The 21,481-nt window shown below is 59.0% G+C and carries 20 protein-coding genes; 13 read left to right on the forward strand and 7 right to left on the reverse strand.

The window, feature by feature from the left end; all coding sequences use genetic code 11:
• Positions 1-164 precede the first annotated feature (164 nt).
• The 9 genes from HUO12_RS11755 to HUO12_RS11795 are packed head-to-tail and all read left to right on the forward strand — an operon-like array spanning position 165 to position 7,496.
• Complete coding sequence (locus tag HUO12_RS11755) at positions 165-848, forward strand: isochorismatase family protein (RefSeq protein ID WP_217905193.1); 684 nt, start codon at positions 165-167, stop codon at positions 846-848.
• The gene (locus tag HUO12_RS11760) at positions 848-1,726 is read left to right on the forward strand and encodes a polysaccharide deacetylase family protein (protein ID WP_176273778.1); all 879 of its coding nucleotides are present in this window, start codon (positions 848-850) and stop codon (positions 1,724-1,726) included. Before HUO12_RS11755 ends, HUO12_RS11760 begins: the two co-directional genes overlap by 1 nt.
• The gene (locus HUO12_RS11765; RefSeq protein ID WP_176273779.1) at positions 1,723-2,640 is read left to right on the forward strand and encodes a polysaccharide deacetylase family protein; all 918 of its coding nucleotides are present in this window, start codon (positions 1,723-1,725) and stop codon (positions 2,638-2,640) included. Before HUO12_RS11760 ends, HUO12_RS11765 begins: the two co-directional genes overlap by 4 nt.
• On the forward strand, positions 2,637-4,064 hold the full coding sequence (locus HUO12_RS11770) for an aldehyde dehydrogenase family protein (protein ID WP_232367385.1): 1,428 nt from the start codon (positions 2,637-2,639) through the stop codon (positions 4,062-4,064). Before HUO12_RS11765 ends, HUO12_RS11770 begins: the two co-directional genes overlap by 4 nt.
• 8 nt (positions 4,065-4,072) lie before the next feature.
• Entirely contained in the window at positions 4,073-4,531 is a 459-nt protein-coding gene (locus HUO12_RS11775) for a hypothetical protein (protein WP_232367386.1), read from the forward strand.
• Positions 4,528-5,025: a DUF1330 domain-containing protein gene (locus HUO12_RS11780; RefSeq protein WP_176273780.1), complete on the forward strand. Its 498-nt coding sequence runs from the start codon at positions 4,528-4,530 to the stop codon at positions 5,023-5,025. Before HUO12_RS11775 ends, HUO12_RS11780 begins: the two co-directional genes overlap by 4 nt.
• On the forward strand, positions 5,022-6,209 hold the full coding sequence (locus tag HUO12_RS11785; RefSeq protein WP_176273781.1) for a class I SAM-dependent methyltransferase: 1,188 nt from the start codon (positions 5,022-5,024) through the stop codon (positions 6,207-6,209). The genes HUO12_RS11780 and HUO12_RS11785 overlap by 4 nt, the downstream gene beginning before the upstream one ends.
• A 1-nt stretch (position 6,210) precedes the next feature.
• Positions 6,211-6,465, forward strand: a complete 255-nt coding sequence (locus tag HUO12_RS11790) for a hypothetical protein (protein ID WP_176273782.1) — start codon at positions 6,211-6,213, stop codon at positions 6,463-6,465.
• Positions 6,466-6,470: 5 nt separating this feature from the next.
• Positions 6,471-7,496 (forward strand): zinc-dependent alcohol dehydrogenase family protein, encoded by a 1,026-nt coding sequence (locus tag HUO12_RS11795; RefSeq protein WP_176273783.1) that lies wholly within the window; start codon positions 6,471-6,473, stop codon positions 7,494-7,496.
• A 39-nt stretch (positions 7,497-7,535) separates the two neighbouring features.
• Here the strand turns inward: HUO12_RS11795 and HUO12_RS11800 are convergent, their stop codons facing one another.
• A complete protein-coding gene (locus HUO12_RS11800) occupies positions 7,536-8,006 on the reverse strand; it encodes a DM13 domain-containing protein (protein ID WP_176273784.1) in 471 nt (156 codons plus the stop codon).
• Positions 8,007-8,114: 108 nt separating this feature from the next.
• On the reverse strand, positions 8,115-9,347 hold the full coding sequence (locus tag HUO12_RS11805) for an RsmB/NOP family class I SAM-dependent RNA methyltransferase (RefSeq protein ID WP_176273785.1): 1,233 nt from the start codon (positions 9,345-9,347) through the stop codon (positions 8,115-8,117).
• A gap of 56 nt (positions 9,348-9,403) precedes the next feature.
• Here HUO12_RS11805 and HUO12_RS11810 point away from each other — a divergent pair, with 56 nt between their 5' ends.
• The gene (locus HUO12_RS11810; protein ID WP_176273786.1) at positions 9,404-9,574 is read left to right on the forward strand and encodes a DUF1674 domain-containing protein; all 171 of its coding nucleotides are present in this window, start codon (positions 9,404-9,406) and stop codon (positions 9,572-9,574) included.
• Here the strand turns inward: HUO12_RS11810 and HUO12_RS11815 are convergent.
• From HUO12_RS11815 to HUO12_RS11830, 4 genes are all read right to left on the reverse strand, one after another.
• The gene (locus HUO12_RS11815; RefSeq protein WP_176273787.1) at positions 9,571-10,974 is read right to left on the reverse strand and encodes a cytochrome P450; all 1,404 of its coding nucleotides are present in this window, start codon (positions 10,972-10,974) and stop codon (positions 9,571-9,573) included. The genes HUO12_RS11810 and HUO12_RS11815 overlap by 4 nt on opposite strands.
• A gap of 63 nt (positions 10,975-11,037) precedes the next feature.
• Complete coding sequence (gene hemH / locus HUO12_RS11820; protein WP_176273788.1) at positions 11,038-12,060, reverse strand: ferrochelatase; 1,023 nt, start codon at positions 12,058-12,060, stop codon at positions 11,038-11,040.
• An 82-nt stretch (positions 12,061-12,142) separates the two neighbouring features.
• Positions 12,143-14,416 (reverse strand): molybdopterin cofactor-binding domain-containing protein, encoded by a 2,274-nt coding sequence (locus HUO12_RS11825; protein ID WP_176273789.1) that lies wholly within the window; start codon positions 14,414-14,416, stop codon positions 12,143-12,145.
• Positions 14,413-15,186 (reverse strand): Mrp/NBP35 family ATP-binding protein, encoded by a 774-nt coding sequence (locus tag HUO12_RS11830; protein WP_232367509.1) that lies wholly within the window; start codon positions 15,184-15,186, stop codon positions 14,413-14,415. Before HUO12_RS11830 ends, HUO12_RS11825 begins: the two co-directional genes overlap by 4 nt.
• Positions 15,187-15,455: 269 nt before the next feature.
• On the opposite strand from HUO12_RS11830, the gene hflK reads away from it, so the two are divergent.
• The 3 genes from hflK to HUO12_RS11845 all read left to right on the forward strand — a co-directional run bounded on the left by hflK (position 15,456) and on the right by HUO12_RS11845 (position 19,160).
• Complete coding sequence (gene hflK / locus HUO12_RS11835; protein WP_232367387.1) at positions 15,456-16,604, forward strand: protease modulator HflK; 1,149 nt, start codon at positions 15,456-15,458, stop codon at positions 16,602-16,604.
• Positions 16,605-16,606: 2 nt separating this feature from the next.
• Positions 16,607-17,440: a protease modulator HflC gene (gene hflC / locus HUO12_RS11840; protein WP_176273791.1), complete on the forward strand. Its 834-nt coding sequence runs from the start codon at positions 16,607-16,609 to the stop codon at positions 17,438-17,440.
• A 169-nt stretch (positions 17,441-17,609) separates the two neighbouring features.
• A complete protein-coding gene (locus HUO12_RS11845) occupies positions 17,610-19,160 on the forward strand; it encodes a Do family serine endopeptidase (RefSeq protein ID WP_176273792.1) in 1,551 nt (516 codons plus the stop codon).
• A 99-nt stretch (positions 19,161-19,259) separates the two neighbouring features.
• Here the strand turns inward: HUO12_RS11845 and HUO12_RS11850 are convergent, their stop codons facing one another.
• The gene (locus HUO12_RS11850; protein WP_232367388.1) at positions 19,260-21,374 is read right to left on the reverse strand and encodes a transglycosylase domain-containing protein; all 2,115 of its coding nucleotides are present in this window, start codon (positions 21,372-21,374) and stop codon (positions 19,260-19,262) included.
• Positions 21,375-21,481 lie beyond the last annotated feature (107 nt).

Raw genomic sequence — 21,481 nt, forward strand, 5'->3', positions numbered from 1 at the left:
CTCCTGAAAGACAAAGGGGTCCTTGAACGAAACAATTTGCACCAGAACAATCTGCATAGACAAGTTGTCCGGACAAATTTATGTCACAAGCCTCTAAGCGGCTTTCCGGTTCCCGTCAAAGCGGAATCGCAGCCGAAACGAAGAGGCGCTGTTGGGGAAGAAATATGAGTGAGATCATTGGCACCAGGATGGTCGAAAGTGACAAGACCGCACGCCAGATCTTTGAAGAAGTCATGGCCAATCCGGCCCGCAAGAAGTTCGGCTTTGGCGAAAGACTAGCGATTGTAAATGTCGATCCGCAGCAAGCCTACACGCGGCTCGACATGTTCAAGACCTCTTACGAGACCGACCCGCGCCAGATCGAATATATCAATACGATCAGCAACTTGGCGCGCAGCAAAGGCATGCCGGTTATATGGAGCCGCGTTGCCTACAAGGATGCTGCGAGCGATGCGGGGGTGTGGGGTACGCGTACTGATACCGAAGACAGCCTTCAAAACATCAAATACGGATCGGCCCGGCACGAGTTTGATCCGCGCTGCGAGATTCATCCCGATGATCTGCAATATACAAAGCGCATGCCGAGCGCGTTCTTTGAAACGCAGCTCGCCAGCTACCTCACTTTTCACAAGGTCGACACAGTGGTTGTGACGGGTGGCTCCACCAGCGGCTGCGTGCGCGCAACCGCGGTCGATTCGCTCAGCCATGGGTACCGTACGATCGTCCCGATCGAGACCTGCGCAGACAAGCATGAGAGCTATCACTTCGCAAACCTGACGGACCTGCAGCTCAAATATGCCGATGTTGAGCCTGTCCAGACAGTGATCGACTGGCTGGAGGCGCGTTGATGCAGGAAGGCTCGGCCGATCCCGGTCTCTATGACTATCACCCATATAATGACCGCAAGAAAATCGTCTGGCCGGAAGGCAAGACCTGCGCGGTCTGGGTTGCGCCCAATCTCGAATATTACGAGATCGATCCACCGGTAAATCCGCAGCGCAAGCCTTGGCCCAAGCCGCATCCTGATGTGGTTGGCTATTCCTATCGCGACCATTCTAATCGTGTGAGCCACTGGCGCATGGCCGATGTAATGGACCGCCACGGCTTTCCCGGAAGCGTCAGCCTCTCGGTCGCTTTGTGCGATCACCACCCTGAAGTTGTCGCCGATGGCGTTGCGCGCGGGTGGGAGTTCTTTAGCCACGGGATCTACAACACGCGCTATTCCTACGGCATGTCCGAGGCTCAGGAACGCGCAATCATTGAAGACTCGCTGGAGACCGTCGAGAAAGCGACCGGACAACGCATTCGTGGCTGGCTCGCCCCGGCTCTCACGCACACGCCGCGCACGCTCGACCTGATTGCGGAATATGGTCTTGATTACACTTGCGACCTCTATCACGATGATCAGGTGCAGCAGGTCAAGACGAAGACCGGCAATCTCGCTTCGATCCCCTATAGTCTCGAAGTGAACGACCATTACGGCTTCAATGTCTATGGCATGGCGGGCCGCGAATATGCCGACAGCCTGATCAAGCAGTTTGAACGGCTTGCGGATGAAGGCGAGAAATCCGGCACTGTCATGTGCATTCCTCTCCACGCTTATCTGATCGGGCAGCCGCACCGGATTGGCCCGTTCGAAGAGGCGCTGCGCCATATCGCCGCCGATCCGCGCTGCTGGAAAGCGCGCGCTGGCGACATCATCGATAGCTGGAGGGCGCAGCGATGAGCCTTGATCCAAGCTACACGCAATATCCCAAACGGCGCGAGGGCTACGACCACGATTTATACGAGTGGTCGAACATCCACACGCGCGCTCCGGTGCGCTGGCCGGATGACAAATCCGTTGCGGTCTTTGCCAGTGTGAACCTCGAATATTATCCGATTACGCCGGAGGACGAGCCTTTCCGCGCTCCGGGACATATGGTCACGCCTTACCCTGACTATCGCCACTACACTGTGCGCGACTATGGCAACCGGGTTGCGGTGTTCCGCATGCTTGAAGCCTTTGCGAAGGCGGGCATCATAGCGAGTTTCGCAGTCAATGCGGCTGTCGCGGAACGCTATCCAGAACTGATCGACGCGGTGAAATCTGGCGGGCACGAGATCATCGCGCACTCGACGGACATGAATGGAACGATCGCTTCTTCGATGAGCGAAGAAGAAGAACGCGCGCTGATCGCAGACTCGCTTTCGCGGCTGGAAGCGGCTGCTGGCGTGAAACCTATAGGCTGGCATTCCATTGCGCGTTCGCAAAGCTGGCGCACGCTCGATATCCTCGATGAGCACGGCCTTACTTGGTGCGCGGACTGGGTGAATGACGAGCTGCCCTATCATTTCTCGAACGGCATGGTCGCCATGCCGTCGAGCGTCGACTTGTCCGACCGCCAGATCGTCGCCGTTCAACAGCACTCGGCAGAGGCTTGGGCTCAGATGATGCGCGATGCGTTTGACTGGCTGGCAGATGAGGCAGCGGCGCAAAGCTCGGCGCGTGTCCTGCCCATGCAGCTGACGCCTTACATCATGGGGCAACCCTTCCGGATCGCCGCGCTTGAGGACTTGCTGTCAGATCTCGCGAGCCGGGAACAGAGCTGGTTCGCCAGCGGTTCTGAGATTGTATCGGCTTGGGAGGCTCAACAATGACGCAAATGAAAGCGCGCAATCCCCGCACCGGCGAAGAGGACTATGAATTCGCGGTCACCTCGCGCGAGGAAATCGCCAGCGAAGCTGCACGGCTGAGAGCTGCGCAGCCCGCATGGGAAGCGATGGGACCCGAAGGCCGCGCGGCTGTGATGATGCGCTTTGCCGCTGTGATTGAAGCAGCAGCACCAAGTATCGCTGCAGCGCTATCGGTGGATACTGGGCGTCAAGCGGTTTCGCGGATCGAAGTGCAGGGCTGTGCCGGCAATATCCGGGGCTGGGCAGCGAAAGCGCCGGCGCTATTTGCTTCGCTGCCGAGCGAAGTCGAGCAATCCTTCACGCCAGGTGTCGAGATCGTCCCAGCCTACAGCGCCTATCCGCTATTCGGCGCGATTTGCCCTTGGAACTTTCCCGTGATCCTGAGCCATATCGATGCTGTCCCGGCGCTGATGGCAGGCTGTGCCGCGCTGGTGAAGCCATCGGAAATCACGCCGCGCTTTGTTGAACCGATGCGCGAGGTATTGGCCCAAGTCCCTGAGTTGCCGCTTGCCTATATTATGGGCGGGCCAGAGGTTGGTCAGGCATTGATCGAGGAAGTCGACTATGTCTGCTTTACCGGATCGACCGCGACAGGCCGCAAGGTTGCAGAGGCAGCCGCGCGTCAGCTGATCCCGGCCAATCTGGAGCTTGGCGGCAAGGACCCGATGATTATCACGGCGAGCGCTGACCCTGAATGGGCCGCTGGCGTCGCGCTGCGCTCCAGCATCGTTGCGACAGGGCAGGCCTGCCAGTCGATCGAGCGGATCTACGTAGCGCGCGATATTGCCGAACCGTTCCTCGCAAAGCTGGTCGAAAACGCGCAGGCGGTTGAGATCACTTACCCTGATCCGTCCTCGGGCCATTTGGGACCGTTTATCTTCTCCCCGCAAGGCGCAAAGGTTCAAGCGCATATCGATGATGCAAAAGCCAAAGGCGCGCGCGTTTTGTCTGGCGGTCAGATCGAGGAACTGGGCGGTGGCACTTACCTGCGCCCGACTATCCTCGCTGATGTGACGACTGAGATGGCAGTCATGCGCGAAGAGACTTTTGGCCCCGTCCTGCCTGTCACGATTTTCGATGATATCGAAGATGCCATCGCTCAGGCCAATGACACCGAGTACGGCCTGTCCGCTGCTGTGCTCGCTGGCTCGATGGAAGAGGCAGCGAGGATCGGCTCCCGCTTGGAAGCGGGCGCGATCAGCCTGCAGGATGGGGCTATGACCAGCATGGTCGGCGATGCCGCGAACGAATCGCGTAAGGCGTCGGGGCTCGGCCCGAGCCGCATGGGCAATTCCGGGCTCTTGCGCTTCCTGCGTCGTCAGTCGCTGATCCAGCAGACCGGGCAAGCGATTACGATCGACGCCTATGCAGAAGGGGCAAGGGGATAGGATCGGAGATGAGCAATCGCGCCGCCCTTAACGCTGTCATGCCCATCATGCTCGCCCATGAGGGCTGGTGGGACGGATGGTACCGCCACTATGACAGTGACGGCGCGCTGCTCGATGAGCACAAGGTCAAGACACACTGCGAGTTCCCGGACGATGGCGAATGGCATTACATCCAGCACAATTGGCTTAGCTGGGAAGATGGCCGCGAAGCGCTGTATGAGTTTGGTGGCAAGCTCGACGGGCGACGCATCCTGTGGGAGACGGATCGCTTCTCAGGCTATGGCTGGCAAACGGCAGAAGACACGTTGATGCTCAAGCTGGACCGGCTCGACGAACCTGGCGCATATTACGTCGAGATGATCAATATCGCACCGGACGGGCAAAGCCGTGCGCGGACCTGGCAATGGTTCAAGAACGGCAGACCGTGGAAGCGGACGCTATGCGATGAATGGAGGATCGAAGGATGATTGCAGCTTCAATCGCCTTGCTCACGCAAGGTATTCCTGCAGGCGAAGCACCGCCGCCATCGCAATCCACTTGTGACGCGCCGGTCTACATGGTGGTGGAAGGCCTGACTCTGGATCGCGAGCGCATGGGCGAATACGCCCGCGCGATTGCGGAAAGCGAGATCTACCAGAAGCTGGGCGGATACTACGTGACAGCGCCGCGTCCGCTGGCGGTGTTTGAAGGCGATGTTCCAGACAATTACGTCAATCTGACTGTGCGATTTCCCTGTCTCGCCAATGCAAGGGCCTTCTGGAACAGCAAGGTCTATCAGGAAGAGATCATCAAGCTGCGGCAGAACCCCAGCGCAGGCGATTACACGGTAACTGTCTACGCTGAGGCACCTTTGCGCGAAGACATGGTGGGCCGGGTTGAGACAGGCCGCTTTGTCGCCGATTTCGCCGACCACGGCGTCCCCCAAATCGAACAGGATAGTGATCAAGGAGAGGCAGAATGAGTGTCGAGCTTCAGCATCCGATGAAACCGCAGGCAACGCCTGAAGAGGTCGCCCGTGGGCGCTTTACTTCGGGCATGCGCAGCCTGATCCTGAATGATCTCGCTGGTGATATGCGCTCCGCTTACGAGCGCCGCGCGGCACCTGCTTTTAAGAAGGAACATGGCCACGAGCCGGAAACGAGCCGCGAAGCGCATCAGGCATTACGCGGTGATCCAGCCTTCAACATTTACTCGGCCATGCGCGTGCAAGCGCAGAAAATGGTTTGGGCGAGCGTTGCAGACAGCGTCGAGCGTGAAAGCGAGCGGCTGGCTGCAGAAGCGCAGGCTGTCGCGGACCTAGGGGGCGAGTTGAAGCTCAATCCCGACCTCGACGTTCCGAAGAACGTCCATGCGATTGACGTGCATCTGATGCCCGGCAGCTATACCCGCGGCGAAGACAGCCTGGAAGCCGGTGCAGTCTATGATCGCGGCCTTGCTGTGTTTTCCATGGGACTGATGGGCGCGAACTTGGACGATATCGGCTTGTCCATGAGCCAGTATATCAAGCTGCGTTTCCCCGATTTCGCGCCGAAGCGCATTCTCGATACCGGTTGTACCATCGGCCACAACACGCTGCCATGGAAGCAGGCCTATCCCGAGGCGGAAGTCATCGCGATTGATGCAGCGCCCGGTCCGCTTGCCTACGGTTCAGCGCGTGCGAAAATGCAGGGTCAGGACGTCACGTTCATGCAGATGTGCGCGGATGACCTCGCTTTTGAAGATGAAAGCTTCGACGTCGTTTGGAGTTCGATGTTCCTCCACGAGCTGTCCAAGAAGCAGCGCGCAAAAGCGTTTGCCGAAGCTTACCGCGTACTCAAGCCCGGCGGGCTTGTCGTCCATATGGAGCTGCCACCGAACGATCAGATGGGCGCGTTTGACGGCTTCTATCTCGACTGGGACAGCTATTACAACAACGAGCCATACTATAAGGGATACCGCGATGAGACGCCGCGGGATCTGACCAGCAATGCAGGCTTTGCCGAGAGCGACTACTTCGATTTCGTTGTGCCTTCTATCGGCATTTACGGCGAAGATGCGGTGCATGAAGCAGCGCAAGGCGACCGCGCGGAAGCAGTCGGTCAGGAAACCACTGGGCGCTTGGCCGAAGGCGTGATGTGGTTCGGCTTCGGTGCGTGGAAGAAGTGACATGAGCGAAGACAAACCGCTGCGTCCCGAAGACGCGCCAACATCGCTTTACGATGATCAAGGCAACCCGCGTTTTTTCGCTGATCCTGGCATGGACCGCTTCGTCGCTGTGGTGATGAACTTGGCGCAGGAAGTCTGGGTTCAGGAAGAGCGCTTGCTTGCATTTGAAGAAGCCAAGAGCGGCGAAAGCGTTGACCGTGAGGCCAAGGTCAAGGAATTCATCGACCGCGTGTTCGCACCGGTCAGAGAGGCGTGAGAACAATGAAAGCATGGCAGATTGGCCCGCGTAGCGGCATTGACGGATTGCAACCGGGCGAAATGGCAGAGCCTGAAGCGGGGCCCGGTGAATTGAAGGTGCGGGTTATCGCGGCTGGCCTCAACTACCGCGACCTGATGGTGCTTGGCGGGGTTTACGGAACCGATCTTCCTGAAACGCGCGTGCCGCTCTCTGATGGTGTGGGCGTGATCGAAGCTGTCGGTGAAGGCGTCAGTGGTTTTGCAGTCGGCGACCGTGTGGTCGCGCCGCATTTCGTCACCTGGCTGGAGCCTGAAGGCTACAATTTTGGTGTGTTTGCGCAGGATTTGGGTGTGACCGCTGATGGTTGGCTCCGCAAAAAGCTTACTCTGCCAGCGAGCGCAGCCATAAAACTGCCGGATGCCATTTCCGATGAAACCGCAGCGACGCTTGCCGTCGTTGGCGGCACGGTGTGGCATGCCATGGTCGCTTTCGGTGGGGCTGAGCCGGGCAAGCTCGTGCTCGCGCAAGGCACCGGCGGGGTCTCGATGTTCACCCTGCAACTTGCCAAGGCAATTGGTGCAGACTTCGCGATCACGTCTTCGAGCGATGAGAAACTCGCCAAAGCGCGCGATATGGGTGCGGATTTCACAGTCAATTACCGCGAGCGTGAAGATTGGGCGGCAGCGCTTCTGGAAGTAACCGGCGGTCGCGGCGCAGATGTTGTAGTCGACACGCTGGGCTTTCCGGCTCTTGGCCAGACAGTGGCCGCGACCGGCGTCAATGGCCGCATTGGAACACTTGGCGCTTTGTCAGGAACGCCTCAGGACAGCGCAACGGCAAGCCAGGGCGAGATCATCGGCAAGAACATCTTGATCAAAGGGATCGCCAGTGGTTCGCGCAGCATGCTTGCTCAGGCCATTGATGTGCTCGCCAGCAATGGCATCGCGATGACGATCGATAAGGAATTCGCATTCGATGATGCGGTTGCGGCCTACCGTCATCTGGAAAGCGGCGCGCATCAAGGGAAGATCCTGATCAGAGTGAGCTAGGCGAGGGGACGATTGCTCGCCCCCTCTTGATTCTACAGCTTAGCGATACTGCCCGGCAGTGATGAACTCACCGAAGGTTTCGCACCACACCACCACGGTAGTATATTCGCTCACATCGACGCCTTCCGGGACATCGAGCAGGAAGCCGTCAAAGCTCTTTACATCGCCGATACGAACGGCATCAGCTTTGATCGCTTCGAATTCGGCCTCGTCTTCAACGAACTCTTTGGTCAGATAGACTTTGTAGTCCGGGCCGGGGGAAAGTTCGCCCTGATGCGAGATCGCAGTCTCTGATACGCTGATCGTGCCTTCGCCCCAATGCAGGCCGTCGCTACCGCGCAAATCGCGGGTCAGCTCAGCTGAGTATTCCGCGCTTGCGGCTTGCTGTTCAAGAACGGAAGCCTCTGGCGCAGCTTCTGCGGTGAGGATGGGCAGGTAAAAAATGCCTGCTGCAAAACCGATGGCAAGAGCGCCAGCATGTGTGAGTGCGAGAAGAATTATACGTTTCATGTGCGGCCTCCCTGAGGCTGTCTGGTTGTTGTCGTTGCAACCGGTTTCGCGAGCAACAAGTGTTTGGTTACACGACCGCGCACATTTCTTGCGCGTAAAATTGTAAGCTTAGCGAGTGAAGCGCGCCACAAAGAAGCCGTCAAGCCCGCCTTCTTCAAAGATCATACCGGGGTGCGTTCGCAACCATCCCTCAGGGGTTGGTGCAAGGCCATCAGGCAAATCCGAATCGGTGATTGGCGAGGGATCGAGGTCAATCTGAGCCGCTTGCTCTTCGCCTTCCTCGCGCTCTAGCGAGCAGACCGCATAGACCAGAGTGGCGCCGGGTTTGAGCCAGCCGGAAGCGCGCTCAATCAGCCCGGCTTGCAGCTCCGCCATCTCTTCAATCTGGCGTGAACCGATGCGGTGCAACACGTCAGGATGGCGGCGGCAAGTGCCGGTCGCCGTGCAAGGCGCATCGAGCAGGATCGCATCGAACTGATGCTTGGGTTCCCAATTCAGCGCATCGGCGCGAACGGTCGAAGCCTTCAATCCGGTGCGCTTGAGATTCTCCTTGAGCAAGCCAAGCCGCCGCTTGCTGATATCAAGCGCGGTCACTTTCCAGCCATTTCGCGCGAGCGCCAGGGTTTTGCCGCCGGGCGCAGCGCACAAGTCCAGCGCATGCTTGCCTTCGCCAGAGCCTAGCAAATGCGCAGGCAATTGCGCGGCCAAATCCTGCACCCACCATGCGCCTTCGGCATAGCCTTCAAGCTTGTCGATGGCGGTGCCGCGCGGGATCCGGACATGGCCGGGCATCAGGCTGACGCCGCCTAGCCTGGCTTGCCATTGCTCGGTTGCTGCTATGTCCTTAACTGCCAGATCAACTTCAGGCGGCAGAGCGAGACCTTGTGCAATCAGTGCCGCATTCTCGTCCCAACGCGCAGCAACTTCTGCGGGAAGTGTTGGCACTTCAGGCAGAGCCACTTCGCGTCTGCTCAGCGTCGAAAATACGCCATGCGCCAAACGCCGCGGCCCGCCGGAAAGCAATGGCAGGCCGGTAGCGATAACCGCATGCGGGGGTGTCTCCAGGCGCAGCCAGCCTGCCAGCATGAGCCGCAATACCATGCGCGGTTTGGCGTCATCGGGCAGCGGTTTCTTCGTCGCGCTGTCGATCAGCGTATCCAGATCCACCATCCAGCGCAGCGCTTCGTTCGCCAGCGCGAGGGCCAGCGCCTTGTCAGCAGGTTTTCGGATATCTTTAAGCGCTGCACCTTGTGCTTGCTCGATCGTCTCCCCGCGCCGCAGCACAGCATCGAGCAGCTTGAGCGCGCCGCGCCGCGCATGAATTCCAGGAGGTTGGGCCATCACGCGCACGCCTAGCTGCGATTGAAACTAACCGCCAGTGTGCGCATTATAGGAGTATGACAAAAGAGAAGTCAGACGCAGCGAAAGCTTTCAAGAAGCCCGCGCATTGGAGCAACGATCCGCCGCCCAAACCCAGGGCCGTTGATCCCAAAAAGGACGAACCGCGCGAGCTTTCCCCCACTCGCTATGGCGACTGGGAAAAAGACGGAATCGCGATTGATTTTTAGAGGGTTTTGAACGTGACCTTCAGCCCATCTTTGGGCTTGGGGATCGGCCAGGGCTGCCAGTCCGGCTCATAACCCTCGGCAACTTCGATCCGGTATTGCTGGAGCAGCTGCGCCATCAGGATCTTCACCTGCATGTAAGCGAAATGAAGTCCAAGGCACATATGCGCGCCGCCGCCAAACGGGACCCATGCATATTTGTGTCGCGCTTTCACCTTGTCAGGCGTGAAGCGCATCGGGTCAAACTTTTCCGGCTCCGGCCAGATTTCAGGATCGCGATGAACGTAATGCGCGTTGATGCCGACTGAAGCGCCTGCCGGAATGGTGTAGCCACCAAATTCAAAGCTCTTCAATGCGCGCCGCGGTGTGGAGGGCACAGGCGGCATGATCCGCAGCGATTCCTTGAACGCCATCTCCGTCAGTTCAAGCTTGCCAAGATCGTCATACGATAGCGCACGCGGCTTGCCCGAGCCATCGGGTCCGCCTGTGACCGCGATAATTTCATCGCGCAGCTTTTCCTGCCATTCCGGGTTCTTTGCGAGCAGATAGATCAGTGATGTCGCGCTTGACGTGATCGTGTCATGCGCTGCCATCATCAGGAAGTTCATGTGGTCGACAACTTCGTCGACCGGCAGCAGCGAGCCGTCTTCGCGCGTTGCGGTCGCGAATTGGCTGAACATGTCCTGCCCCCCGCCTTCTGCACGGCGGCGATGCGTCTCCTTAGTGAAATAGTCGACCAGGAAAGCGCGGCCATCAACGCCTTTCTTGAGCTGCGTGAACGGCAGCGGCTTGCGCACCGGCGCGACGGATGCCTGCACCATGTCGATAAAGGCGGTATTGATCGCATCGGCCTCCGGACCCCAGGGGATGCCGATGAAGCTGTCTGCGGCGAGGTCCAACGTCAGTTTCTTGATCGCTGGATAAAACGTCATCGGCTTGTCCGCCCAAGTCGCGACTTCGCGCGCGATCCCGGCATTCAATGAGCCTGCATAATGCCGCATCGGCTCAGGCTTGAAAGCGATCGATAGCGCGCGGCGATCAATTCGGTGATGATCGAAATCCATCAGCATCAACCCGCGCGGGAACAGCTGATCGAGGATCGGTCCCCAGCCTTGCTCGCTTGAGAAGATCTTGTCCTTGTTGAACAGCAGCAGTTCGTTTGCATCAGGACCGATCAGCGCAACCTGCCACCCGCCAAACGCGCGGGTTTTGTAAACCCGGCCATGCTCTGCGACCATCTTGCGCACAAAGCCGTGCGGGTCTGCCAGCATGGTGAAAGTGTTGCCGACAATTGGCCATCCGGCATCGCCCGGAATGTGAGCGAGGTCCTCCCCGTCAAGGCGACCTTCTGTCCAATGCTTGGGCGCCGATTGAGCTTTTGGGGGTTCTGCAAGTGTAGCCATGGCTGTGGGTCCTAAATGAAGGTTCTTAATGACAACCTACATAGGTGTAAGCGAGGTGCGATACTAAATCCAGCCTGACAGTTCACGTCGCAAGATAGCTTCGAGCATGTGCATGCCGGCTTGAGACGTATTGAGGCAGGAGAGGACCGCGAATTGCTTGCCGCCTGCTTCCAGAAACTCATCTCGACCTTCAATAGCGAGCTCTTCCAGCGTCTCGACACAGTCGGCTGCAAAGCCGGGTGCGACAACAGCCAGACGCTTTGTGCCTTTCTCCGCTTCGGAGACAAGCGTGTCGTCTGTCGCAGGCTCAAGCCATTTGGCATTGCCAAAGCGCGACTGAAAACTCGTTTCGATCCGAAGACCGGGTTTCGCCAAGCGCTCGCCAAGCAACCGCGCGGTTTTCTGGCAGTGGCAGTGATAGGGATCGCCAAGAAGCAGTGTGCGCTCGGGCATCCCGTGGAAGCTCAGCAACAGCACTTCAGGCTCAAATTCTAGGGCTTCCAGCTGGCGTGTAATGTCGGCTTCCAACGCATCGAGATAGAGCGCGTCGTCATGATAAGGCGGCAAGGTCCGGATCGCCGGTTGCCAGCGCTGCTTCTTGAGCCAGCGGCTGGCCTTGTCGACAACCGTCGCCGTCGTCGCGCCGCAATATTGCGGGTAGAGCGGGGCAAGCAAGATCCGGTCGCACCCAGCTTCTTTCAATTTGTCGAGCTGGTCCGGGATCGAAGGATTACCGTAACGCATCGCCCAATCGACCATCACGCCATCACCGAACCTCCCTGCCATTCCCGCCGCCTGATCCTGCGTGATGACTGCCAGTGGAGAGCCGCGGTCAGTCCATACTTTCTTGTAAGCCTCAGCGCTTTTGCGTGGCCGTACGTTCAGGATGATGCCGCGCAGGATCACTTGCCAGATCGCTTGCGGTATCTCGATCACCCGCGGATCGGAAAGGAATTCAGCTAAGTATTTCTTTACTGAGGCAGGCTCAGGCGCTTCCGGCGTGCCTAGGTTGACGAGCAACACGCCGATCCGTCCGCTTTTGACAGGTGTATGGTCAGCCGGAAGGTGTTGCGCGGTCCAGGTCACGCAAGGCTAACCCGCGAGCAGTGCAAAAGGTTGCCGCTTAAGCAATTGACTGTCGAGAAAGGGCCTCGGTGTTGCGCAATTGTCATAACCCGCCGCTCAGTAGCGGCAGACGGCGCAAGCGCAACCCGGTTGCTGAATGAAGCGCATTGGCAATGGCGGGCGCTGCGACGACCGCGCCAAGCTCGCCCGGGTCTGCTGGCGTCGCTTCGCTTGCTATGAAGTCGACTATGATTTCAGGGCAATCGGCGAGCGTAGGCAGTCCGAAATCGCCAAGCGCGCGCGTTTCAGGAAGCCCCGCGCGATATTGCGTGCTTGCGCCCAGTGCCATGGCTGTCCCGAACACAAGACCGCCTTCAATCTGCTGGCGGGCAATGTCGAGATTGACGATCCGGCCTATGTCGCAAACTGCAACAAGGCGATTGACGATAAAACCATTCTCACCGCCGCGTGCGGTCGCGATGCAAGCAATGCGTCCGCCGCTTTCAACATCGCCAATGCGATGACAGGCGAGGCCCTTGCCGCTTTGGTCCGCGCCGCCATCCCATTCTGCAAGGCGTGCGGCTTGTTGGAGGCAAGCGGCTAGGCGCGGATCGCTTCCCAGCATGGTCATGCGGTAGGATAGAGGCTCGCGGGCGTTTTGCTTGGCAACTTCATCCACGAAGCTTTCCATCGCAAAACAAGTGTAGCCATGCGCATTACCACGCTGGCGCCCGGTTGAAAGGCTCACTTCGACAGGTACATGCTCGACCAGTTTGTCGGGCACTGCGTAAGGCGGCATCGCTCCTTCGCAGGCAAGCGGATCGGCTGCGCCTTCGCTTTCTGCAATCGCAGTCCAGCTGGTGCGGTTGTCGAACATGCGCTTGCCGAATTCCACGCCATGGGACGGGGCGGCGATACGAGCTTTCAAGGCTTGCAAACCGGCGCTGCCATCGCCCGCCCATTTGGCTGACATAAGGACATGGGCAGGAGCGCGTGGGCGAGTGCGCAAGATATCCTGCCAGCGCGACCAGACGAGCTGCACCGGGCGTTCAAGCTCGCGCGCGATGAGTGCGACTTCGATCGCGTGATCGTCTTCAAGTCGTGCATCGAAACTGCCCCCCGCCGGCATCGGGTAAAGGACCACATTTCGGGTCTCGATAGCGAGAGCTTTGGCGGCAGTGTAGCGCGTGCGTTCTGGCGCTTGAGTCGCGATCCACAGCTCAAGCTGATCACCATCGAAGCGTGCAGTCGCACTCGCAGTCTCAAGCGGCAAGTGCAGTGCAGGATCAATCTCGTAAAGGCGCGAGACATTGGGGGCTGCAAAGGCTCTGTCGGTTTCGCCGACGCGCGCAATTTCATGCGCTTCGCCGTCTTTCATGGCGCCTGCAAGCCGTTCTGCCATGATGTCGCTATCGACGTCATAGCCTACGTCGAAGCGCACATCCATCTGGCTGAGCGCGCGTTCGGCTGCCCACCACGTTGTCGCAGCCACTGCCAGCCAGCGCTTGCCTTTGACTGCGCCGACAGTTCCGCTCACCCCGCGCGTATTGAATGGGTTGAAATCGGTCAGCTCGGACTGGTCGAGCGGGCCGTGCCGGATCGCCGCAAACACCATATCGGGCAGTCGAACATCGCCTGCGAAGCGATACGATCCGTCAACCTTTGAAGGCAGATCAATACGCGGGAAAGCCGTCTCGCCTTCGGCTTCTCCGGGCAGGATCTCTTCTGCCGGTGCTTCCGGGCGCAAGGGCGGCGGATCAGGCGGGGATAGCTCTGCTGCGGCGTCGACCAGCTCGGCAAAGCGCAAGCGTTTGTCGCCATGTGTGACAAAGCCATCTCGCGCTTCGCATTCTTCCCAAGCGACATCCCATTGGTCAGCTGCTGCCTGCATCAGAACAGCGCGTGCGCCCGCTGCGGCATAGCGACAAGCTTCTTCATAGGCTGCGAGCGTTGTGCCTTCAGCTGTGACATTGAACCTTGCGCGATGTGCGAAACGTTTGGCGAGGATCGCATCGGGTTCATCAGCGAGGCCTGCTGCGAAGGGCATCCACAAGGCGGACCATTTCGCAGCAAGCGGAATATTCGCGTAAGCCGCGCTGACAGGTGCAGGCTCGACGGCAATCTGCCGCCAGTCCGCGCCCAATTCTGTCGCGATAATCTGTGGGAGAATGGTGGTGACGCCTTGGCCCATCTCAAGCTGCGGGACCGCGACAGTGACGACCCCGTCGCGCCCGATTTTCAGCCATGCATCAAACGCGACTTCATCCTCATCGGCGATCAGCGGATAAGGATAGCTGCGCGGGATCAGGAACCACGCAGCGACAAGCCCGCCGCCCACGGCTGCCCCTGTCAAAACGCCGCGCCGGGTCCAGGTCATGTGGACGCAGCCTCCGCTCTCAGCCAAGTGTCGATCTGGCGTGCGATAGCGCGGAATGGCTCGCCTGCAGCATCATCAAGCGCAGGCGGTTTGCCAGCATCGCTTGCTTCACGGATCGGCATGGCGAGCGGGATGCGACCAAGAAACGGCAGTTCCAATCGCTGTGCGGCGGTTTCCACTCCGCCCGAGCCAAACGGATCAGATGCTTCGCCGCAATGCGGGCAGACATAGCCTGCCATGTTCTCAACCAAGCCAATGATCGGGATTTCGCCCTGGTCGAACAGCTGGCCTGCACGCGCAGCATCAATCAGCGCGAGATCTTGCGGGGTCGAGACGAGAACAGCACCATCAGGTTTGTGTTTTTGCAGCATGGAAAGCTGCACATCGCCGGTACCCGGCGGCAAGTCGATCAACAGAAGATCGCAATCGCCCCAATCGGCCTCCACCAATTGACCCAAAGCGCCGCCGGCCATCGGTCCGCGCCAGGCCAGCGCTTTGCCTGGCTTTACCAAGTGACCCATGGAGAGGACCTTCACCCCATGCGGACTGCTAAGCGGGATCAGCTTGTTGTCCACGGCTTCTGGCCGCTCGTCTTCTTTCGCGAGCAGCCGCGGCTGCGAAGGGCCGTATATGTCCGCATCGACCACGCCGACCTTGTGACCCATCTGCGCAAGTGCGACAGCAAGGTTTGCTGTAAGCGTCGATTTGCCGACACCGCCTTTTCCTGACCCGATGGCGATCATGCGGCGCGCAGGCTTGTCCGCCATCATAGCAACGCGCACTTCCTCCACGTCATCCAGTGCGCCCAGAGCATCGGAAATGGACTGCTCAATTTCGCTGCGCTGCTTCCCGTCGAGACCGGATGCATCCGCGACCACCACTGCACGCGTATTTACCATGCGTGCAGACTTGACGCGCGCAGCAATTTCCTCTGGCAGGTGGTCAATCAATTGAACTTGGTTCATGAGAGCCGTCCACTAGCAGCAATTTCCTCGCTGCAACCCCTGTTTTTCCAACACAGGCTTCCTATAAGACAGATATGCACATGTTGAACGCAATTCGGCAATCGATTGGCCTCGCTATGGCAGGCAAGAGTCCCTGGGGTGGTTCAGGGGGTGGAAAAGGCTCTGGTGGAGACGGCGGCGGGGGCGATGCGTCTTCCGGCGGCGGCGATTCCGGAGATGGCCCGCGCAATCCCTGGCTTCCCGGCGGTGGCGGCAAAGGACGCCGCTCCGCAAGTATTGAAGACATTTTCAAGAACCGCGGTCCGGAAGGTCCGCGTCGGCGTGGCGGCGGTCCTGGCGGGCCGGGCCTCCGCTTGCCTGAGCGTCCCGGCGGCAAAAGCTGGCTGCCGCTCATTATTATTGGCGTGGTTGGACTCGCGGTTGTGGGCACCAGTACGCATCTGATCGGTCCGCAGGAACAAGCTGTGGTCAAGACGCTGGGCAATTACACCCGCACGATGGAGCCGGGGCTGAACTTTTCTGCGCCTTACCCGATTGAAGTCGTTGACGCAGAAGATGTGCGCGGTGTTCGTGTGTTGACGATCCCGGGCTCTGGCGAAGGGGTTAAGCTGATCCTGACAGGCGACCAGAACCTTGTAGACCTCAGCTATATCGTTCGCTGGAACATCAAGGATCTGGAGCAATTCAAATTCCGCCTCGCTGAGCCGGTTGATACGGTTGCGGAAGTGGCAGAGGCCGCAATGCGCGCAGCGATCGCTGAAAAGAACCTGGAAGAGACCTTCACCGGTCAAGGCCGCTCAGAGATCCAGCAGGATGTGCGCGAGCGTATGCAGGAAACGCTTGATCGCTACAATGCCGGGATCAACGTTTTGGGTGTCGAGATTGAAAAGGCTGATCCTCCCGCTGAAGTGGTCGATGCCTTCCGCGATGTGCAGGTCGCTGAGCAGAACGCAGATGCTGCGCGCAACCAAGCACGCGGTTATGCGCAACAAGTGCTCGCACAGGCCGAAGGTGAAGCGCAGGCTTTCGACAAGGTCTATGAAGAGTATCGGCTTGCTCCGCAGGTGACCCGCCAGCGCTTGTACTACGAGACAATGGAGCGCGTGCTCAGCCAAACCGACAAGACGATAATCGAGACAGATGGCGTGACACCGTACTTGCCGCTTCCTGAAATCAATCGCCGGCGCAATGCGCCACCGGTTCCTGCGCAGGAGGGTCAGTAATCATGAGCAATCTGTGGCAGAATTATCGTTTAGCGTTCCTCGCCCTGATCGGGCTTGGGGTTATCCTCTCACTCAGCGCCTATGTTGTGCCTGAAGAAGAGCAGGTTGTTATTGTCCGTACGGGTGAGCCGGTTGGCACCGTGAACACGCCGGGCGGGACAACTCAGCCCGGGCTGTACTTGCGCGTGCCGTTCATCGATTCGGTTCGGCGGATTGAGAAGCGCTTGCTCGATCTCGAAATGACTGACGAAGAAGTGCTCTCGAACGATCAGCAGCGTCTGCTGGTCAACGCCTATGCGCGGTTCCGCATTGTCGATCCGATCCGCATGGTGGAACGTGCCGGAACTACCGATGGCGTGCGTAACGCGCTGGAGCCGATCCTGAACTCTGCGGTACGTCAGGAACTCGGCCGCCGCACATTCCAGGCAATGCTGACCGCTGAGCGCGGCTCTGCGCTTGCCAATGTTCGGACCAATCTCGACCGCGAAGCGCGTCAGTATGGCGCAGAAGTTATCGATGTGAAGATCAAGCGCACGGACTTGCCTGACGCGCCGCTGCAATCGGCGTTCCGCCGGATGGAATCTGATCGTGAGCGTGAGGCGCGGACGATCCGTGCTGCAGGTCAGCGTGATGCGGTCGTGATTCGCGCAGAAGCAGATGCTGAAGCGGCTCGTACTTATGCCGACGCCTTCGGCAAGGATCCGGAGTTCTACGACTTCTACCGTGCGATGAAGAGCTATGATGCGACGTTCACGCCCGGAGAAGGACGCGGGGAGAGCTCGATCATCCTGTCACCGGATAATGAGTATCTGCGTCAGTTCCGCGGGGGCCGTTAAAAGAAGCGCGTTTAGCGCTCGACGAACGGCAGATTGAGGTCGGCTAGCGGTTTGCGCTGTTCAATTGCGGTTCAGTGGCAATCGCTTCTTGTGAGCCTACATTAAACGCCTGACGGCTGGCTCTGGCAGGCGGTAAAAACCGATTGAAGTGAAGAGGACGAAAGCTCCGATGCGTTACGTTTATGGATTGACGACAGCTCTGCTGGTGGGTGGTGCTGCAGTATCTTTGGCAACGGGCTATCCGGCCGGTGCGCAGGTCGCACAGAATGACGAAACCCAGATGGCGCGCGTTGTTCCGCGCGCTGGCGCGCCGGAAAGCTTTGCGGATCTTACCGCACAATTGCAGCCGGCGGTTGTCAATATTGCGACCCGCCAGCGTGTTGAAGTGGAAGGCAATCCGTTTGCCGGAACGCCGCTCGAAGGCATGTTCCGCGGACGTCAGGGTGATCAGCCGCAAACGCGCGAAGCGCAATCGCTTGGTTCGGGCTTTATCATTTCATCGGACGGCTATGTCGTTACGAACAATCACGTTGTCTCTCCGCCGACGAACCGGAATGGTCGTCGCGGCCCGACGATCACGCTGGAAGAGATCACAGTGACTATGCCGGACGGCACGGAATATGAGGCCGAGCTGGTGGGTGCGGATGAGCCGAGCGATCTGGCCGTACTCAAGATCAAGTCCAACAAAACTTTCCCATTCGTCAAATTTGGCGACAGCGAAGAAGCACGCGAAGGCGACTGGGTCATTGCAATCGGCAATCCGTTCGGTCTTGGCGGCACCGTCACCAGCGGTATCGTTTCGGCTGTTCTGCGCACACCGCCCAATGGTCGCGGCGGTGCCTATGAGCGCTACATCCAGACCGATGCCAGCATCAACCGGGGCAATTCGGGCGGACCACTGTTCGACATGCAAGGCAATGTGATCGGCGTGAATAATGCGATTATTTCGCCCACCGGTGGCAGCGTCGGGATCGGCTTTGCTATCCCTGCAGAGATCGCTGCACCGATTGTCGAGAAGTTGAAAGCCGGTCAGGAAATTGAACGTGGCTTCCTTGGCGTGAATATTGAGCCCGTCAATAGCGATATGGCTGATGCATTGGGCTTGCCGCGCAATCGTGGAGAGATCATCCAATACGCACAGCCTGGCATGGCAGCTGATCTGGCTGGGATCGAAGCGGGCGACATTGTCACAAAGATCAATGGCGTCGAAGTTACGCTCGAAAACACGCTTTCCTTCATTGTTGCCAATATCGAACCGGGCACGCGCGTTCCGATCGAATTGATCCGCGAGGGTCGCCGCATGACCGTTAATGCCACAATCGGCAAGCGACCAGACGAGGATGCGCTGCGCGAAATGCAGCAGACCTTCGATCCGGATGCGGAAGCGGAAGAAATGCCGGAAGATAATGGCGGCGCAATCGAAGAGAAACTCGGCATTGCCGTGCAAGAGCTAACTGCGGAAATCGCGCGCCAGCTTGGGGTACCTGCTGACACAGACGGCGTTGTCGTCAGCGCAGTCGATCGCAATGCTGATGCCGCTCGCAAAGGGCTCGACCGCGGCGATATCATCCTCGAGGTACAATACAGCAGCGTCGCTTCCGTGGCTGAACTTGAGGAAGCGATCCTCGCTGCAGAAGAAGCAGACCGTGAAAGCGTCTTGCTGACTGTGAAATCGCGCAGGATTGCTAACCCACGCTACGTGGCAGTGCGCTTGCGCTGACGCGCTACTAGCGCGCCTTAGCCCGAATAAGAAAGGCGTTGCAGAGCGATCTGCAGCGCCTTTTCTTTTGTACGCTCCCCTGTTGCTAGCCGGCAAGGCTTATTGAGGTGGCGGAGGTGGTTGTTGTTCGCGCTGCGGCTCAGAAGGCCGGATAGTGCGCGGCATGGGCGGCTGAGGTGGGTCGCTGCCGCGCCGTACATCGGGAAAGGCCTCGTTGAAGTTCTGCGGCTCTGATTGTCCGGTTGCCCGGTCGAGGAAATCGTCGGGGGCTGCTGGCTGTACGCCGTCGCGTGGGATCGGCATGCCATCAGGGCCGAGCGGAATATCGCCAGGGACAAGGCGTGGGCCACCCGGTTCGATCAGATTGCCTTGCTCGTCGATGTAGTAATATTCATCCGGATCGCCGAACAACACGTCTTCATCAGGCTCAAGCTGCCAGCCGGGCAGGTTCACTTCTGTGTCGAATTCCTCGACAGGACGGTCTGCAACAGCTTTGACCATGAAGTCCGCAAAGGCGCGTGCGGGAGCGCGTCCACCTTGCAGGCCGCGGACAGCTTTCGCATCATCGCGGCCCATCCAAACGCCGGTTGTGATCCCGCTGGAGAAACCGACAAACCAGCCATCCTTGTTGGAGTTTGTTGTGCCGGTCTTGCCGGCGACTGGGCGTCCGATTTGGGCCGCCCTCGCAGTGCCGGTATTGACGGCCGTTTGCAGCATGTCGGTCATACCGGCTGCAACATAATCCGGGATGAGCTGGCTTTGCCGCGGTGGCTCATGGCGATAGATTTCTTCGCCGCTTGCGGTCGTGACGCGTGTGATACCGTAAGGCGCGACCGATGCTCCTTTCGCCTGGATCGCTGCAAAAGCCTGCACCATCTCGATCACACGCACTTCGTTGGAGCCGAGCACCATCGACGGATATGCGGAGATCTGAGAGCTGATGCCGAACCGGCGCGCCATGCTGGCAACCGCTCCGAAACTGGTTTCTGAGCCGAGCTTTGCGGCGACTGTATTGATCGACAGCGCGAAGGCCGTACGCAGATTGGTCTCGCCGAGATTGCGGCCATTGGAATTACGCGGGCTCCACCCGTCAATTGTCACAGGCTCATCGACAATCCGGTCATCCGGCGTCCAGCCCCGCTCCAGCGCGGCCAGATAGACAAACAGTTTCCAAGACGATCCGGGTTGACGCATCGCATTGGTCGCCCGGTTGTAATTGCTTTCAACGTAATCCTTGCCGCCAACCAGCGCGAGAATTGCGCCATCTCGATCGAGGCTGACCAGCGCGCCTTGCGTATCGCCCGGCGTGTTTTTCCGGATCGCTTCAGTCGCTGCCTTTTGCATATCGACATCGATCGTCGTCCACACTTCAAGCGATTCATAGGTTTCTGGCAGCAGGATATCGAGCTGGGGCAGCGCCCAGTCCGTGAAATAGCGGACAGAATTCGTGCCTTGGCTTTTCTTCAGGTTTACGGCGTCGACATCGACGCTTGCCTCTGCCGAAGTGATATATCCTTGTTCTTCCATCAGGCCGAGAACAACACGGGCACGACCGACGGCCGCATCGATATCTGCCGTTGGCGAGTAATTGCTCGGCGATTTGACGAGGCCTGCAATGATCGCAGCCTCTGCGGTAGAAAGTGTCTCCGCTGGATGGCTGAAGAAGGTTCGGCTCGCGCTGTCGATCCCATATGCGCCGCCCCCGAAATAGACCTTGTTCAAATACAGCTCGAGGATCTGCGCTTTGGAAAACTTCCATTCCAGCGCCATCGCCAGAATGGCTTCGCGCGCCTTCCGGTCAAGTGAGCGATTGTTTGTGAGGAATAGATTCCGCGCGAGCTGCTGAGAAATGGTCGAGGTACCGCCGATGCGATCATCGCCTGTCATGCCTTCGACAATGGCACCGGTCAGACGGATCGGGTCGATCCCGAAATGCGAGTAATAGCGTTTGTCTTCAACCGCTATCATCGCGTCTTTCATCGTTTGCGGGATCTCGTCATGGTCGAGCCATTCGCCAAAGCTCGGCCCGATCTCTACGATCTCGCTGCCGTCGCGTGCGCGCACCAGAATGGTCTGCGCGTTTTGCGTCGTCTTGAGCTGGTAGAAGCTCGGCAGATTGCTGACCGCCGTCCCGACGGCGATCAGCAAAGCGACAAGGCCGACAAGAACAGCAAGCGTGCCGCCAATTGCTATGCGCTTGATCCAGGTTCCCATCACAGTCGGCTCAGACTTGGCCTTGCTTGCGCGCCGGGCAGGGCGCGAGCGCCTGGGCTTTGACGACTGATTGCGTTCAGTCGCTGCCCTGCGGCTTCCGCGTTTGC

Source organism: Altererythrobacter lutimaris, from assembly GCF_013371495.1.
In the GTDB taxonomy this organism is placed as follows: Bacteria; Pseudomonadota; Alphaproteobacteria; order Sphingomonadales; family Sphingomonadaceae; genus Erythrobacter; species Erythrobacter lutimaris_A.